Raw genomic sequence first — 14812 nt, 5'->3', positions numbered from 1 at the left:
CAATAGGCAATGAAAACAAGCTGGTTCTGATGATCTATACCACGGACGATTGTCCCGAATGTGCGTATATGAAACAAAAAGTATTTCACGATAAAGCGGTAGAGGCTTATATGAACCGTAATTTCGTCGTGATCGAAAAAAATATACATAAGAGCAAACTGCCTGACGGGTATGATTTTTTCGGGATTCCGACAATGTTTTTTATCGACAAAGATGGAAATAAAAAAGAGACGATTGTCGGGAGTAAGCGTTCTGAAGCATTTTTGAAAGAGCTTCACCGTATCCGAGGGATCAAATGAGAAAAGCACTGTTAGCTCTTTTGGTAGGAGTTTCGCTGAGTGCTTACGATGCAGCACATCTGAAAAAAGCGTTGGAAGAGAAAGAGTGTATCGGATGTGATCTGCGGGGTGCCAATCTCAGCCAAAACGACTTTAGCGGCGGGGATTTCCACGGCAGCGATCTCAGCGGTGCCGATTTGCATGAGAGTCTTTTTGAGATGGGAGATTTCAGCGATTGCAATCTCAGCGGAGCAAACGCGCAAAAAGCCCTTTTTTGGAAAGGGACGATGCGAGGTGCTGATCTTACCCGTATCCGTGCTAAGGGGGCTAATTTCAAAGGAACCCATTTGGAACAGTCGAATTTGAGTCACGCCGATTTACGCTCAACCAAAAGCTGGAAAGCGAATTTTTCGGATGCGATTCTACACAAAACCGATTTTACCGATGCGGAATTAGGGGACGCAAAATTTATCCGAAACGATCTGCGTTCGGTTAAAATGAAAAATTCTTTGTTATGGCAAACCCGTTTCAGCGACGTCATAATGAATAAAGTCCAATGCGCGCATGCCAAAAAAGAAGAGGCTCTTTTAGACCCAAACGTTTCGTGTCGGTAAAAGAGTTATAATTACCGCATGAATGTATGGTCGTTTGATTTTCTGTGGGCATTTTTGCTGCTTCCTCCACTATTGTATTGTCTCTATAAATGTAAAATTGCTCCAAATCCGCGCTATTTTCCCCATCTGCATTTTTTCGGTGCTGTCGGTAAATGGCGCAATCTCGAATGGCTGCTCAAAGCACTGGCTGTTACGTTGATGGTAGGTGCGTTGGCCACTCCTGTTGTCGTGGATCTTTCCGACCCGCGCAATCGTAACGGGATCGATATGGTTCTTGCTCTCGATGGGAGCGGATCAATGAATGCGTCGGGGTTCAGCAATGAGGATCCTAGAATGAGCCGATTTGAGAGTGTCCAGAAAATCGCATCGGATTTCGTTATGAAGCGTCTCGAAGACAATGTCGGAGTAGTACTTTTCGGAGATTTTGCCTTCATCGCGACTCCCGTAACGTATGAAAAAGAGATTATCGCTGAAATGATCGGATATTTGAATCACGGAATGGCGGGTCAGAATACGGCGATAGGGGAGGGGATAGCACAATCTGTACATGCACTGCGCGATTCCAAGGCACGCAGCAAAGTGATTATTCTCCTGAGCGACGGAGAGAATAACAGCGGTTCAATTTCTCCCAAAGAGGCCATTAAGATGGTGCAGCGAGCCGGGATAAAGCTCTATACTATCGGTATCGGAAAGCCGGGTGAGTTTGACAATGCCCTTTTAAAACAACTGGCTGAGGACGGGGGCGGGAAATTTTATGCGGCAACGAACCAAAAAGAGTTGAAGGCAGTGTACGATGAAATTGACACGCTGGAACGCTCATCGATCAAAAGCCGGCAGCATACTTTCTTCACCCACTATTATCAGTGGCTTCTTGCTGCGGCCTTGATGATCATTATGCTGCTGATGTGGAGAAGGAGGATACGAGCATGAGTTTTCTTTCTCCTTTTTGGTTTATCGCATTGCTTTTGGTCGGATGGTATCTTTGGTTGGCACGACGCAATAGTTGGAATAGACAGGTGTGGCTGCTGATTTCGATGACCTTTCTTATAATCGCTCTTGCCCGACCTGTGATTTCGCAAAAGCCGGTTACGGTGGATGAAGCGGGCTCCGATGTCATCATCGCAGTCGATTTGTCGTATTCGATGCGGGGGACGGATATTTCTCCCAGCCGTCTGGAAGCTGCGAAAAAATTGCTGAAGGAAGTAGTACACAGCGATCATCGTGACCGTTTCGGTGTGGTAGGGTTTACAACCAGTGCGATTGTCCTTTCTCCTTTGACGAAAGATACGGAGCTTCTTGAACATTTGTTCAACGGATTGGACGAATCGCAGATCATTACCAAAGGGACGGATATGATGAGTGCGCTGGAACTGGCGCGAAAAATGTCCCATGCCGCCCGTCCGATCGTTATTCTGCTCACTGACGGAGGGGATGAGGGTTCATATCTGAAAGAAGCGGAGTTTATCCGCGATAACAACTTGGCAGTGAGTGTCGTAATGCTCGCTACCCATGAGGGGAGTACACTGCCTATGCCGGATGGCTCTTTTCTCAAAGACGAAGCGGGTCATATCGTGGTAAGTGCTCGTAATGATGCTGTTGAAGCGCTTATTTACGAGGGGAAAATGATTCAGGGAGCTGACAGCAGCTCGGTGCGCTCGCTGATCGATGATGCCCGTCGGGAAGATTTCGCGGGGAGTACGTCAGTGTTGCGGTATCAGGAGCTGTTTTACGTTCCGCTTATGATCGCGTTGCTCGCTTTTGTCGCCGCCTTTACCTCGGTAGGAGAGAAAGTGTCGCGGGCATTGATCCCGTTGGCCGCTCTGATCGGATTGTCGGCACATGGGGGCGTTTTGGATTTTGGCTATCTTTATTTGGCGAAACAAAATTATCTGCACGGGAACTTTGAACGCTCTGCCGATCTGTATCGCCATGTCGAAGGGGAGAAGGCCCGATACAACCGTGCCAATGCACTCTATAAAGCGGGAAAATATCAGGAAGCATTGAGCCTTTATCACTCTATCCGTTCGGACGATAAACAGTTTAAAGCCAATGTCTTTTACAATATGGGCAATTGTCATATCCGTCTGCAGGAATTTGCTCAGGCACGCGAAGCCTATTTGAAATCGTTGACACTGCGCTATACGAAAGCCGCGGATCAGAATCTGTATGCGATTGAGGATGTGCAGGAACAAAAAAGCCTGAGTGTCCGTAAAGAGAAAAAAGACAGCTTTTCTGCCGATGAGAACAAACCTACGGGTGAGAAAAAAACTTCGAAAGAGGGGGGCGGTTCAAACATGAAAACCGATACGGCCTCCGGCGGCGGCGGAGATGAGGGGAAAAAGACCGAGAGTGATCCCCGTTTTTCGATGTCACAGGGAAAAGCGAAACTCAGTTCCCGCCAATATGAGTTGATTAATCAAAGGAGTGTGCATGAAACGAAGCCGTGGTAGGATTGTGATCCTGATCCTATTGTTTCCTTTGTGCGTGTGGGCAGAGGCATATCATTGGCAGCTTGTCGAATCCCCCAAATCGCTTCGTGTAGGACAAAGTGCCCTCGCCCGATATGAATGTCTTTTTGAGGGAAGTGCGACCGAATACACCATCAAACTCAATCTAAAAGAAAATCCGGACTATTCGATCAGTATTTTGCGTGAACAAGATCGAGTCGTCAAAGGGAAGCGGACCGATTCGTTTGAACTGCTCATCACCCCTAAAAGAAGCGGCCGGATCGATGTTGTTTTGGATGGATTAGTCGAATATGTTTCTCCGGGATCAATCGATTACAATGCCCATTTAGGGCGAGATAATGTCAGTCAAAAAGATGTCATTTCCACCAAAACATCTCTTCCGTCTTTTTCTTTTGAATCGCAGCCGAACAGCGCTGCATTGACCGGAAATATTACATTGGAAGCACGCGTAGATCATACAACCGTCCGTGCTTATGAGCCTCTTCATCTGAGTATTTTTATCAAAGGGTCAGGAAATTTGGATCGCTTTGTCCCGTATGAGCTCAATATCAGCGGTGTGAAGGTATTTGCCGAACCGCCTCAAAAGCTACTCTCTCCATCAAGAGACGGTTATTCGGGCGAGGTACGCCAAGAGTTCGCTTTGGTCGCGGAAAAGCCCTATGTGATCCCGCCGATGCGTTTGAGCGTGTTCGATACGGTACACAACCGGATGAAAATGCTTCAGAGCGCTCCGATACAGGTTGAGGTGAGTGAGGGATACGATATATCCTCCTTGCTCGATGCTCCCGATCTCACCGATACGTCGACACTAAAACGGTACGCCTTTTATACTGCGCTGATCGCTTTGGGAGTTCTGCTCGGAGAGATTGCACGGCGGCTTTGGAAACATCGTCCGCGCCGAAAAACGGCTCAGTTTTGGGAAAAAGCCGGCAGTAGGAAAGAGTTGGTATTGATGCTGGCTCTCAGCGGAGATAAGCGTTATGATCCGATTATTGATGCACTTGAAACAAATACGATCGGTTTAAGCGAAGCCAAAAAGAGGTTAGAAAAATTATCCGAATAGATCGGAGTGACTGCCGACTTCGATAAGAGCTAGTTCGAGTATTCCTTCGTTTATTCGGTAGATCAGCAACAAATCGGGTCGAATATGGCATTCACGACATCCTTTGTAGTTTCCGCTTAAAAGATGGTCTTTGTACTTTTGCGGAAGTGCATCGCCATTGGCTAATAGTTCGATGACGATGAATGCCTCTTCCTGATGTTTGGAAGAGAGCTTTTTAAACCCTTTTTTGAACGATGCCGTCCGAAAAATATCGTATTTCACGAGAGTAAATCTCGTTTTAATGCTTCCATCGAGGTGAATTTCTCACCCTTGCGCTCTTCGAGTTCTTGGAGGGCAATTTTCATCCGCTCGCTTGGAACTTTGAGTTCGAAAGGGATGGAGTGGGTGAGGGCGACTTGTTTACAAAAGAGGTTGATACCGTCACTGAGACTCATGCCGTACTGTTTTAAAACAGCGGTAGCGATCTCTTTGGCATCGTTGTCGATTCGGATGCTGGTACTGGTACGCATGGCAAACTCCTTTTTTAGTATTGTACCACATTTGGGGTGCAAAATAGAATTTCGATGTATTAAGGGGATAAGAGATACCATTAAAAACATATAAATTTTTTTGCCGTTCGCCCTGAGCTTGTCGAAGGGTGAGTTGTTCATGGTTCGACAGGCTCACCACGAACGGAAAGACCAACCAGACAGGAAAAGCCGATGGAATTAGTCTATTTATGGGTTGAAGAGTATAAAAATATAAAGAATCAAGGGTTTAATTTTAGTCCGAAATTTGAGTGTAATTATGACGGTGAAAAATTAACTATCTGCGACAAAAAGAAAAAAAAGTGTAAGAATAACGATTATATTGAACACTTTTTTGGGGAAAATATCAAGCTCACGGCGGTTGTAGGGGAAAATGGGAGTGGAAAAACAAGTGTAATAAAATTCATTTTTATGTTGATTTTTTATAATAATTTTAAAAATTTTAATAAAAATGATTATGATAAAAGTGATGAATATCAACAATTTAGAGCGGCTGAAACTTTAAAGTATAAAAATGCAGAAGCAAATAATCAATATAAAGGTTTTCTAATTCTATTTAATGGCTCTGATTTTTATAAAGCAAGTATGCTAATAGATGTATTTTCCAACAATATGTCAAGAATTGGTATCCTTGCATTTTTAAATGGTCAACAAATAGACTTAAGCTCAATAGAACCAGAAAATATAGACTTTTATAGCATACATTTTAATTATATGTTAGATACTTTAAAAGATGGTAATCATGATGAATTTATAGACACTATTTATCATAAATCAGATGGTTATGAAACTTCATTACTTTTAGAACCATATAAACGAGTCAATAATAAAGAACAAATTGATATAAATAATTTAGAATACTTATCACAACAAAAATTTGCCAATATATTTAGGAGGGGAATAAAAAATCAATTTATAGAAAAATTCTTCAACCCTAATCTTGTAAGAATAAGTATAAATATACAAAAAGTATTAAATAAAATTGATAAATTATCTGCTAATGTCGTTGGGAATTCATTGATAGACAATGAGAATCCAATAACTGTTTCAAACAAAAATAACTTATTCATTCATACCAATCCATATGATGTAAAATCAAAAGTTACTGCATTGTATACGGATAAAGACTATGATAATTTGAATAAAATATATATAGCTTTGAAAATTCTAGAAAAAAATTATCATAGAAAATTTAAAAAAATTTATAGTGCTTTTTTTGAATCAAAGAATTCACAAGAAACCATTAACAATACAATTGAAGAAGTTGGAAAAATCCAAAGCGTCTTAATTGATTTTCTAAAAGAAGAAAAAATTCTAAACTTTGAAATGCAAAAATTAATCAATAGCGTTAATTTCGAATCTCAAATATTAAACACTGAAGATAGAAAAATATTTGATAAATATTTAAATCGTAAAGTTGATATAAAACTTTTAAGTAACTTGCTTACTAACATTGCTCCTTGGGTTGATATAGAATATTTTGAGGATGATAAATCTTATAAATCGTTAAGTAGTGGAGAAAAAACTCTATTTAGCTTTATGATTAATCTTATGTATCAAGTTGACAATCTCAAAGACACTAAATATAAACAAATAAATTTATTTTTAGATGAGACAGAATTAGGTTTGCATCCACAATGGCAAAAACAGTATTTAAAATATATCATTATGACTTTAAAAGATTTTGACATAAATATTCATATAATATTTATTACTCATTCTCCTTTCATACTCTCTGATATTCCCAAAGAAAATGTAATATTTTTAGATAAATTCGATGAAAAAACAAAAGAAAAATACCCAAAATTAAATATTGATGGATTAAAAAATGGAAACTGTATCAATGTAAGCGATCATATAGATATTAATCCTTTTGGATCCAATATTCACACCCTCTTTTCTCACGGTTTTTTTATGGAAGATGGTTTGATGGGTGAGTTTGCGAAAGAGAAGATAAATGATGTTTATGATTTTCTCTCAAATCCAAATACACAAATAAACTTAACACAAATAAAAGCGCAAAATATCATTAATTTAATTGGAGAACAAATATTAAAAAAAGAACTCCAAATTCTATATGATGATAGATTTGAAACAAGCGATATTGATAAACAAATTAGAGAACATCAAGAGGCAATAAAAAGACTAAAAGCGCAGAGTAAAAAATGATTAAGATTTTTGTTGATGATTCGGTTGTAAATGAGTTTTATGAAGGAGTAAAAAAGTATATAGGTAAACATTTATTTACATCAGAAGAAACAAGCTATTTTACAGATAAAAAGATTAAAGAAATTATAAAGTGCAAACCTGCCGATTTTGAAAGTCTAATAAATGAAATAAAGAACAAGTCATTGGATATTGGTATTATAAAAAAAGCATTTGTTGGGGATGAAAAAAATCTTTATGGATATAAAAAATTTACTACAAAAGCTAAAACACAATATCGAGGATATAATTTGGCTGATGCCTTGAAAATTGATGTTTGCCCGTATTGTAATAAAAACTACACATACACTATTATGAATAAATCCAAGCAATATACACGACCGGATTTTGATCATTTTTTATCAAAAGAAAAATATCCATATTTTGCTCTCTCTTTTTATAATCTCATTCCTTCGTGTCAAATTTGCAATAGGACTCTCAAACACACTACAGAATTTACATTAGATACGCATATTCATCCCTATCAAGATGATTTCAATAGTATAAAAAAATTTACGACTACAATGCCTTTAGTTTTGTGCAATCAAGAAAAAGATTTTGAAATAACTTTTAAAAATAAATCATCAGATACATTGCAGATTGATAAAGCAGATAAAAACATTAAAGATTTGGCTTTGGAATTACAATACAATAGGCATAAAGATATAGTGTTAGAGTTAAAAGATAGATATGATTTATACAATGATGCTTCTATACAAGTACTTTTAAAAGATACCAAAATTTTCAAAGACAAAGGCGAAGAATATGTCAAATCTTTGATAATGTGTTCAGACACAAAAGATAAAAATATTAACAAACGCCCTCTAAGCAAACTCATCAAAGACATCAGCGAAGAGCTGGGATTGATACAGGAGAAGAAGATGGATCCCGTATCCAGTACGGGATGAGGATGCAGATTGCTACGGAAAGAAAAACCTAAAAAGAAACACGATAAACTCACAACAGATAAAAAGGTGACACTATGATAGATATTATTAATCAAATACGCTCCGAAGTAGCCAAAGTCGTCGTCGGTCAGGAGAAGATGATCGACGGATTGTTGATCGGGTTGTTGTGTGACGGACATATCCTCATCGAAGGGATTCCGGGACTGGCGAAAACAACGACGGTCAAAGCGCTCTCTTCGGCTTTGGGACTCGGGTTTAAACGGGTACAGTTTACCCCCGATTTGCTGCCGAGCGATATTTTAGGGGCAGAGGTCTACGATCCTAAAAACAATGCGTTCAAAATTAAAAAAGGGCCTATCTTTACCAATCTCCTCCTCGCCGATGAGATCAACCGTGCCCCGGCAAAAGTGCAGTCGGCACTGCTCGAAGTGATGCAGGAGCGTCAAGTGACACTCGGGGATGAGAGTTTTAAACTCTCTCCGCCGTTTCTCGTAATGGCGACGCAAAATCCGATCGAAAACGAAGGGGTCTATCCTCTCCCCGAAGCGCAGCTGGATCGTTTTATGCTCAAAATCACGGTCGGCTACAACAGTGCCGAAGAGGAACTCTCCATTGCCCGCCGTGTGGCATCGTCGAGTGCGGAAGCGATCAATGCGGTCATCGATGTCGATACCCTTAATACCCTCAAAGAGAAAGTCAAAACGATCCATGTTGACGAAGAGGTGGAGCGTTATATGATTACCCTCGTTACCGCGACGCGTGAACCGGAGAAATTCGGGCTTGGATCGATTAAGCGGTATTTGCAGTTCGGTGCCAGTCCCCGTGTCAGTATCGATATGTTTAAAGCGGTACGTGCGGTAGCCTTTTTACGCGGGAAAGAGTTTGTGACTCCGAGCGATATCGCCTCTATCATCAAAGAGCTGATGCGTCACCGTATCGTATTGAGCTACGAAGCGGAAGCGGAGGGGATTGCAATCGATGATTTAATCGAGCAGATCATCAAAGCGGTACCGATACCTTAACCGATGAAAAACAGCCGCCACATTCTTCTCAAAGCCCGCCGCCAAATCATCGGTGACCGTATCGGTAACAACCCTTCCATGTTCCGTGGAGAGGGGTATGATTTTATCGAACTTCGCGAATACGTCAGCGGCGACGATACCCGTCATATCGACTGGAATATCACCGCCAAGATGCAGCGTCCGTTTGTGAAAGTGTTTCGGGAAGAGAGAGAACTCTCCGTAGTCACGGTCGCTATGCTGGGGGGAAGTCTCCATTTCGGAAAAGAGCAGTTCAAAATCGACTCTCTTGCGGAAGCAGTGGCTTTGATCGGGTATTCGGCACTGAGCAACGGAGATTTATTTACCCATATCAATTTTTCCGAAACATTGCGTGATGAGGTACGTGCGAGCAAAAAGCGCTTTGCCGTCGCACAAAGTGTCGAGACGATTTTAGGCTCTGAACTGCTTCATCGTCATGCCGATTACAATACGATGGCAACAACCCTTTACCGACGGTTGAAACGTCGCTCTCTCATCGTCGTGCTCGGCGATTTTTTTGAAATTCCCGATTTGCGGCTGTTGGCGAAAAAACATGAAGTCGTCGCCATCGTGGTACGTGACCGATTCGAGGAAAAGCCGGAACCGCTGGGGTTTAGTGCACTGATCGATCCGGAAAGCGGAGCGGTATTGGAGGGGGATTTTAATACCCGAAGCGTTCGTAAATACCATGAGAGAGTTCGTGAACATGATGCCGCGCTGTTTGATCGTCTCCGACGTGACGGGATCAGAGCAACCAAACTGTATACGGACGCTTCGGCTTCCGTGACATTGCGCCGTTTATTTCAGGGAAGAGTATGAGTACTACTATGGCGGATATTCCGGTCAATGATATCGCACCGCTGGTCGAGATACACGATTATACGATTTACCTTTTTGCGGGGGCTATTACAATCGGTGTCGTCGTATCATTATCGCTTGTTTTTTATATCCTCAAAAAATGGCGCAACCGACGCCTCAGCGAACGGCACAAAGCGTATAAAGCACTGGAATCGATCCGTTTGAGCGATCCGAAATATGCGGCGTATGCGATCAGCCGCATAGGGTATTTCTTTTCGAATGATAATGAACGAACGAAGCAGGCCTATCATAATCTCTTTGAACGGTTAGAGCCGTACAAATATGCTCCTGTAGTGGACGCAATTGATGAGGAGACTCTGGGGTATTATCACCTTTATCTAGAGATCATTGATGTTTGATGAGGTCTATTTTCAGTTTTCGAAACTAGGATTTTTACTGTTCTTTTTTTTGGCGTGTGAAGCGCTCTGTCCGCTGCGTTCCAATCCTCTCTATTTCCCCAGAACGGCAATGTTCAGTGATGTAGGGGTCAAACCGCCCTTATGGATATGGATAGCCAAATGGGCGATGATTTCATTTTTGATTGTAGCACTGATGTCACCGGTACGGGATCTGCAAATGCCTCGTCACGGAGGCGGATGGGATATCCTTCTGATCCTCGATCCCTCGTCAAATGAATCTGAAGTACGTGCCGAAGTTTCCTCTTTTATCGATCGCCGTCCGGATGAGCGGATCGCATTGTGGATACCTCCGGACACGGTAGTCCCGATGACGTATGAACATGATGTGCTCAAATCCATTTTGATGCAGACGTCTAAACAAGATGTCTCCGAATCGGTTCAACGAACTTTTGGCCGATTTTTTGCTACCTCTGAGGAGGGGAAAGGTTTGGCCGTTATCGTGTCAAACAAACCGGATACGTTTGTTAAATCACTGCCGACGGGAGTCCAAACCGCACTTGTCTCTCCTCTCAAAGATCGTGATTGGATCGATACCATAAGTCGAAAATTCCCCTCGTATAAGCTTCAGGCGACGCACCGTTATTTTGAGTATTACTATATTTATCCTCTTTTTTTAGCCTTTTTATTTCTGTTGGCATATTTGTACGGACGGAATCAAAAGGGGATAAAATGACCTTTTTGCACAGTGAATTTTTCTTTTGGATGCTTCCCGGAGTAGCTGTACTTTTTTATTTTTGGCAGACACAAAAAGCTCCCCAATCCGCCCCCTTTAGCGATGAGGTTTTGGCTCAGCTCAGAGCACCTGAAATTACGATGGGGCTTCGCGGACGCAATACTTTGTTGTTAGCTGCCTCTATCTTGCTAATCATAGCGATGGCACAGCCTGTGATACTGGATGAGGATGCGATAGGGGAAGGGAGTGTTGATGTGTTGATTGCCCTGGATCTCTCTAAAAAATCGCGTGAGGCGTTTGAATCGGAGAAAGTCTCGGCGATTGATATGGTTCGCCATCTTCGGGGAGAGAATATCGCTTTGGTCGGATACGATACACGGTTGTACCGGATATCCCCTTATAGCACGGATACGGATATGATGGTGACGCTGATCGAAGGCTTGGACCCTGATGTCATGGTTCGTGCAGAGAGTAACGGTGCCATAGTTGGGAAGATGGATTCAGATGCGGTGAAGGTTCTTATCGGCGATCCGCTTTTTGAACATAATACGCCGTTCTCAGAGGTTATGGAAAAGATTGAAAAAATAAAAAATTCTCAGCGTCTTTATGCGCATGATCCTCTATTTACCTATCCGCTCGGATTGGCGATGCTGCTGATATGGATTGCACTCTCTTCCATGAGCAAGCGCCTTAGTGTCCCTCTTACGGCAGTGTTGCTGATAGTATCGATCGGTGAGACACCCTCGAGGGCTGGAATGTTGGACTTTCGAATATTGCAAGAGGGATACAGTGCGTATGAGCAGGAAGATTACACCCGAAGCGCGGAGTATTTCAAACGCTATCAAACGATTCACGATTCACCTGAAGTGCGATATAACCTTGGTAATGCTCTCTACAAAGCCGGTGAGTACCAAAAAGCGTGCTACTGGTATCGGCATGTGTATACAAACAATCGTTTATTGGCTCAAAGAACTGCGTACAACCTCGGTTTGTGTGAACAAAAAATGGGACATGACTTAGAAGAGACGGCAAGGGTGAAATCGGGCAGTCTCAGTGAAGATTTTTTAGAAGCTCCATCTCATGAACCGATAAAACCGATAGGGGAAAAGGTGAAAACCCGGGTTTATCCGATGTAACTCACGTAAAGATTTGGTAGAGCTTGTTAGCTCCCTTCATCTCTTTACGAAGCTCGGTATAGTCTTCATTTTTGAGGGCAGTTTTGAGCGCTTGAAGCTCTGTTTCGAAAAACTCAAGTGCTTCGAGGACATTATCCCGGTTCTGACGGAAAATATCTTCCCACATTGCCGGAGAACTTTTTGCCAAACGGCTCATCGAACGAAATCCCCCGGCGGCAAGAGCTAAGATATTCTCTTTTTCCTCTTGGGCTAATACGGTGTTGGCAAGCGCATACGAGATAACGTGGGGCATATGGCTGATAAAGGCTGCATGACGATCGTGCTGTGCCGCACCCATCGTGTGTACCTGCATCCCGATGGATCGGAAAATACGCAACGCGATGTCGCGTTGCGCCGCTCCGCTGTGTTCCAAGTCACACAATACGACAACTTTATCGGCATAAAGCCCTTCGAGTGCAGCGTTGGGGCCGAATTGCTCGGTTCCCGTCATCGGGTGTGCCGGAATAAAGTTTTCACGTATGCAAGGAGGAACCGCATCGACAATAGGTGCTTTGGTACTTCCCAAATCGATAAGTGTTTTATCGCTTCCCTCAAGATCGGTACATTCATTCAAGAGTGCGATAACGCCGTTGACCGGAACAGCCAGGAAAATAACATCGCACTCTTCTTTGAGTTTGGAAAAGGGGACGATTGCCTGCACTAATCCGCGCCCCAACGCAATGCGCTGATGCTCTTCATTGTGGTCGCTTCCGACAATTGAGGTGACAAAAGAGATATGTTTGAGGGCTAATGCCATCGATCCCCCCATCAACCCTAATCCGACTATCCCAATCCGCATTCGTTTCCTTTTAGCTTAATTAGTGCTATTTTAGCCGCTTTAAGTTTAATTTACGGAACATTAATCATGTAAGTGATAGAATGAGAGACTATTTTAACGCAACGGAAATCTTGGCTTGAAAACAATTACCCTCTCATTGATAGTGGCGAGTGCTTTGGCGCACGCATCTACGCAAAACGTCCAATCGATTCAGTATGACGGCATGGTCCATATATCCGAGGCAGTTGCTAAACGTCTCAATGAAGTCAAAATCGGAGCTCCTTTGGACGCGGTTGCGGTTGACAAAACAATTAAAAACTTCTTCGAGCAAGGGTATTTTGAAGATATTTGGGCAGATGAGAACGACGGAAAAGTGACGTTCCATTTTAAAGAGAAACCGATCATCTCTAAAATCGAGCTCAAAGGGTATAAAGAGAACGATGAAGAGGCTAAAAAGACCCTTTTACAAATCGATAAAGGATCTTTATACGATGAAAAACGGCTTGAAAGCGCTAAAAAACGGATTATCGATGCGTTGAGTCAAGACGGAAAGATCGATTCCGTCGTCGAGATTGAAAGCACTAAACTCGATAACGGGAGTATGCAGGTCACGTTTATTGTCAACGAAGGTGAAGAGATCATTATCAAAAAAGTTCACTATGCGGGAGTCGTTACCCAAGACAGTGATGAGTTTAATAGTGTGATCGCCAATAAAGAGCACCAATTTATGGGTTGGATGTGGGGACGTAATGACGGTAAAATGAAGCTGAGTGAGCTTCAATACGATCCGTTGCGTATCCGTGATTTCTATATGCAGCGCGGATTTTTGGATGCCAAGATCGATGAGCCGTTCGTTCAAGTCGATTTTGATCACTATACGGCAAAAATGGATTATTCCATTTTCGAAGGCGATGTCTACCGTGTCAGCGATATTCTTATTTTCCAAGACACTCCGGTTATTGACGACAAAGAGATATTGAGCGTTATCAGTCTCGAAAAAAACAAACCGTTTAACATTAAAACATTCCGCGATGATGCGGATCGGATTAAAACCAAGATCGCCGATTTGGGATATGCCTATGTACAGGTTCTGCCCGATTTGAAAAAAGACAAAGAGGGCAAAAGCGTTGATGTCGTCTATCGTATCATCCCGGGTAAAAAAGTACATATCCGCAATGTTATTGTTTCCGGAAACAGCCGCACGTTGGACCGTGTAGTTCGTCGTGAGCTTTTCTTGGCACCGGGCGATTTATACAGCCTTACCAATCTCAAAGATTCTCGTAATGCAATCGGACGAACCGGATATTTTGAGAGCAATACGATAGAAGAGAAACGGATTGATGATGAGTCGATGGATCTGATCGTCCAAACCAAAGAGGCACCGACCGGAAATATACAACTCGGTGGAGGATACGGAAGCTTCGGCGGTATTTTGATGAGCGTAGCGGTAAGTGACCGTAATATTTTCGGTTCAGGGATCAACGTCGGGGTGAATCTTGAAAAATCCCAACGAACTCAAAACTATTCATTTAATGTCTCAAATCCCCGTCTAAACGACAGTGATTTCAGCGGTAACTTTGCAGTTAGTAAAACATCAACCAAGTACACCAGTTATACGATTAATTCAAAAGGGATGAGTATCGGGACAGGACATCGTTTCAACCGTTATATTACTGGATATCTCGGATATAACTATTCTCAAAACGGCTATACCGATGTTAATAATACAGGGATAACGACTACTACAACGACGATTGACCCACATTACTATGCAAACTATACCAAAAGCTCCGTTTCGGTTTCAGC

16 protein-coding genes are annotated in these 14812 nt (G+C 42.5%); 13 read left to right on the top strand and 3 right to left on the bottom strand.

Annotated elements, in window-relative coordinates:
• The 5 genes from PHP90_RS11390 to PHP90_RS11370 form a co-directional block, all read left to right on the top strand.
• The coding region (locus tag PHP90_RS11390) for a thioredoxin family protein (protein ID WP_299929881.1) at window positions 1-299 on the top strand (299 nt) is incomplete at its 5' end.
• Complete coding sequence (locus tag PHP90_RS11385; RefSeq protein ID WP_299929878.1) at window positions 296-892, top strand: pentapeptide repeat-containing protein; 597 nt, start codon at window positions 296-298, stop codon at window positions 890-892. The genes PHP90_RS11390 and PHP90_RS11385, both read left to right, overlap by 4 nt.
• 18 nt (window positions 893-910) lie before the next feature.
• Window positions 911-1822, top strand: a complete 912-nt coding sequence (locus tag PHP90_RS11380) for a VWA domain-containing protein (RefSeq protein WP_299929875.1) — start codon at window positions 911-913, stop codon at window positions 1820-1822.
• Complete coding sequence (locus PHP90_RS11375) at window positions 1819-3342, top strand: VWA domain-containing protein (RefSeq protein ID WP_299929872.1); 1524 nt, start codon at window positions 1819-1821, stop codon at window positions 3340-3342. Before PHP90_RS11380 ends, PHP90_RS11375 begins: the two co-directional genes overlap by 4 nt.
• Complete coding sequence (locus tag PHP90_RS11370; protein WP_299929869.1) at window positions 3323-4423, top strand: hypothetical protein; 1101 nt, start codon at window positions 3323-3325, stop codon at window positions 4421-4423. Before PHP90_RS11375 ends, PHP90_RS11370 begins: the two co-directional genes overlap by 20 nt.
• Here PHP90_RS11370 and PHP90_RS11365 read toward each other — a convergent pair.
• Both PHP90_RS11365 and PHP90_RS11360 read right to left on the bottom strand, forming a co-directional pair.
• Window positions 4412-4684, bottom strand: coding sequence for a type II toxin-antitoxin system YafQ family toxin (locus PHP90_RS11365; protein WP_299929867.1), 273 nt, complete (start codon window positions 4682-4684; stop codon window positions 4412-4414). The genes PHP90_RS11370 and PHP90_RS11365 overlap by 12 nt on opposite strands.
• Entirely contained in the window at window positions 4681-4932 is a 252-nt protein-coding gene (locus tag PHP90_RS11360) for a type II toxin-antitoxin system RelB/DinJ family antitoxin (protein WP_295012412.1), read from the bottom strand. The genes PHP90_RS11365 and PHP90_RS11360 overlap by 4 nt, the downstream gene beginning before the upstream one ends.
• A 192-nt stretch (window positions 4933-5124) precedes the next feature.
• Between PHP90_RS11360 and PHP90_RS11355 the strand changes: the two genes are divergently transcribed.
• The 7 genes from PHP90_RS11355 to PHP90_RS11325 all read left to right on the top strand — a co-directional run bounded on the left by PHP90_RS11355 (window position 5125) and on the right by PHP90_RS11325 (window position 12189).
• Window positions 5125-7119, top strand: a complete 1995-nt coding sequence (locus tag PHP90_RS11355) for an AAA family ATPase (protein ID WP_299929864.1) — start codon at window positions 5125-5127, stop codon at window positions 7117-7119.
• Window positions 7116-8063 carry a hypothetical protein gene (locus tag PHP90_RS11350; RefSeq protein WP_299929861.1) on the top strand — a complete coding sequence of 316 codons (948 nt, stop codon included), beginning with the start codon at window positions 7116-7118 and terminating at the stop codon, window positions 8061-8063. The genes PHP90_RS11355 and PHP90_RS11350 overlap by 4 nt, the downstream gene beginning before the upstream one ends.
• Window positions 8064-8137: 74 nt before the next feature.
• Window positions 8138-9085: a MoxR family ATPase gene (locus PHP90_RS11345; protein ID WP_299929858.1), complete on the top strand. Its 948-nt coding sequence runs from the start codon at window positions 8138-8140 to the stop codon at window positions 9083-9085.
• Between the two features lie 3 nt (window positions 9086-9088).
• Complete coding sequence (locus PHP90_RS11340; protein WP_299929856.1) at window positions 9089-9922, top strand: DUF58 domain-containing protein; 834 nt, start codon at window positions 9089-9091, stop codon at window positions 9920-9922.
• The gene (locus tag PHP90_RS11335; protein ID WP_299929854.1) at window positions 9919-10320 is read left to right on the top strand and encodes a hypothetical protein; all 402 of its coding nucleotides are present in this window, start codon (window positions 9919-9921) and stop codon (window positions 10318-10320) included. Before PHP90_RS11340 ends, PHP90_RS11335 begins: the two co-directional genes overlap by 4 nt.
• The gene (locus PHP90_RS11330; RefSeq protein WP_299929852.1) at window positions 10313-11053 is read left to right on the top strand and encodes a hypothetical protein; all 741 of its coding nucleotides are present in this window, start codon (window positions 10313-10315) and stop codon (window positions 11051-11053) included. The genes PHP90_RS11335 and PHP90_RS11330 overlap by 8 nt, the downstream gene beginning before the upstream one ends.
• Window positions 11050-12189, top strand: a complete 1140-nt coding sequence (locus PHP90_RS11325; RefSeq protein ID WP_299929849.1) for a tetratricopeptide repeat protein — start codon at window positions 11050-11052, stop codon at window positions 12187-12189. The genes PHP90_RS11330 and PHP90_RS11325 overlap by 4 nt, the downstream gene beginning before the upstream one ends.
• A 1-nt stretch (window position 12190) precedes the next feature.
• Here the strand turns inward: PHP90_RS11325 and PHP90_RS11320 are convergent, their stop codons facing one another.
• Window positions 12191-13027: a prephenate dehydrogenase gene (locus PHP90_RS11320; protein ID WP_299929846.1), complete on the bottom strand. Its 837-nt coding sequence runs from the start codon at window positions 13025-13027 to the stop codon at window positions 12191-12193.
• Between the two features lie 115 nt (window positions 13028-13142).
• On the opposite strand from PHP90_RS11320, the gene bamA reads away from it, so the two are divergent.
• Window positions 13143-14812 (top strand): outer membrane protein assembly factor BamA (bamA, locus tag PHP90_RS11315; protein ID WP_299929841.1); only part of this gene is annotated, 1670 nt, incomplete at its 3' end.

This window comes from Sulfuricurvum sp. (assembly GCF_028712165.1).
Classification (GTDB): domain Bacteria; phylum Campylobacterota; class Campylobacteria; order Campylobacterales; family Sulfurimonadaceae; genus Sulfuricurvum.
Note: the sequence above shows the minus strand (reverse complement) of the source record. Positions and strands in the feature narration are given on the sequence as shown.

Excerpts from the sequence above, each read along its gene's own strand:
- PHP90_RS11340 (WP_299929856.1), top strand. The coding sequence starts at position 9,089 with ATGAAAAACAGCCGCCACATTCTTCTCAAAGCCCGCCGCCAAATCATC.
- PHP90_RS11375 (WP_299929872.1), top strand. The coding sequence starts at position 1,819 with ATGAGTTTTCTTTCTCCTTTTTGGTTTATCGCATTGCTTTTGGTCGGA.
- PHP90_RS11330 (WP_299929852.1), top strand. The coding sequence starts at position 10,313 with ATGTTTGATGAGGTCTATTTTCAGTTTTCGAAACTAGGATTTTTACTG.
- PHP90_RS11370 (WP_299929869.1), top strand. The coding sequence starts at position 3,323 with ATGAAACGAAGCCGTGGTAGGATTGTGATCCTGATCCTATTGTTTCCT.
- PHP90_RS11320 (WP_299929846.1), bottom strand. The coding sequence starts at position 13,027 with ATGCGGATTGGGATAGTCGGATTAGGGTTGATGGGGGGATCGATGGCA.
- PHP90_RS11385 (WP_299929878.1), top strand. The coding sequence starts at position 296 with ATGAGAAAAGCACTGTTAGCTCTTTTGGTAGGAGTTTCGCTGAGTGCT.
- PHP90_RS11360 (WP_295012412.1), bottom strand. The coding sequence starts at position 4,932 with ATGCGTACCAGTACCAGCATCCGAATCGACAACGATGCCAAAGAGATC.
- PHP90_RS11325 (WP_299929849.1), top strand. The coding sequence starts at position 11,050 with ATGACCTTTTTGCACAGTGAATTTTTCTTTTGGATGCTTCCCGGAGTA.
- PHP90_RS11345 (WP_299929858.1), top strand. The coding sequence starts at position 8,138 with ATGATAGATATTATTAATCAAATACGCTCCGAAGTAGCCAAAGTCGTC.
- PHP90_RS11350 (WP_299929861.1), top strand. The coding sequence starts at position 7,116 with ATGATTAAGATTTTTGTTGATGATTCGGTTGTAAATGAGTTTTATGAA.
- PHP90_RS11380 (WP_299929875.1), top strand. The coding sequence starts at position 911 with ATGAATGTATGGTCGTTTGATTTTCTGTGGGCATTTTTGCTGCTTCCT.
- PHP90_RS11355 (WP_299929864.1), top strand. The coding sequence starts at position 5,125 with ATGGAATTAGTCTATTTATGGGTTGAAGAGTATAAAAATATAAAGAAT.
- PHP90_RS11335 (WP_299929854.1), top strand. The coding sequence starts at position 9,919 with ATGAGTACTACTATGGCGGATATTCCGGTCAATGATATCGCACCGCTG.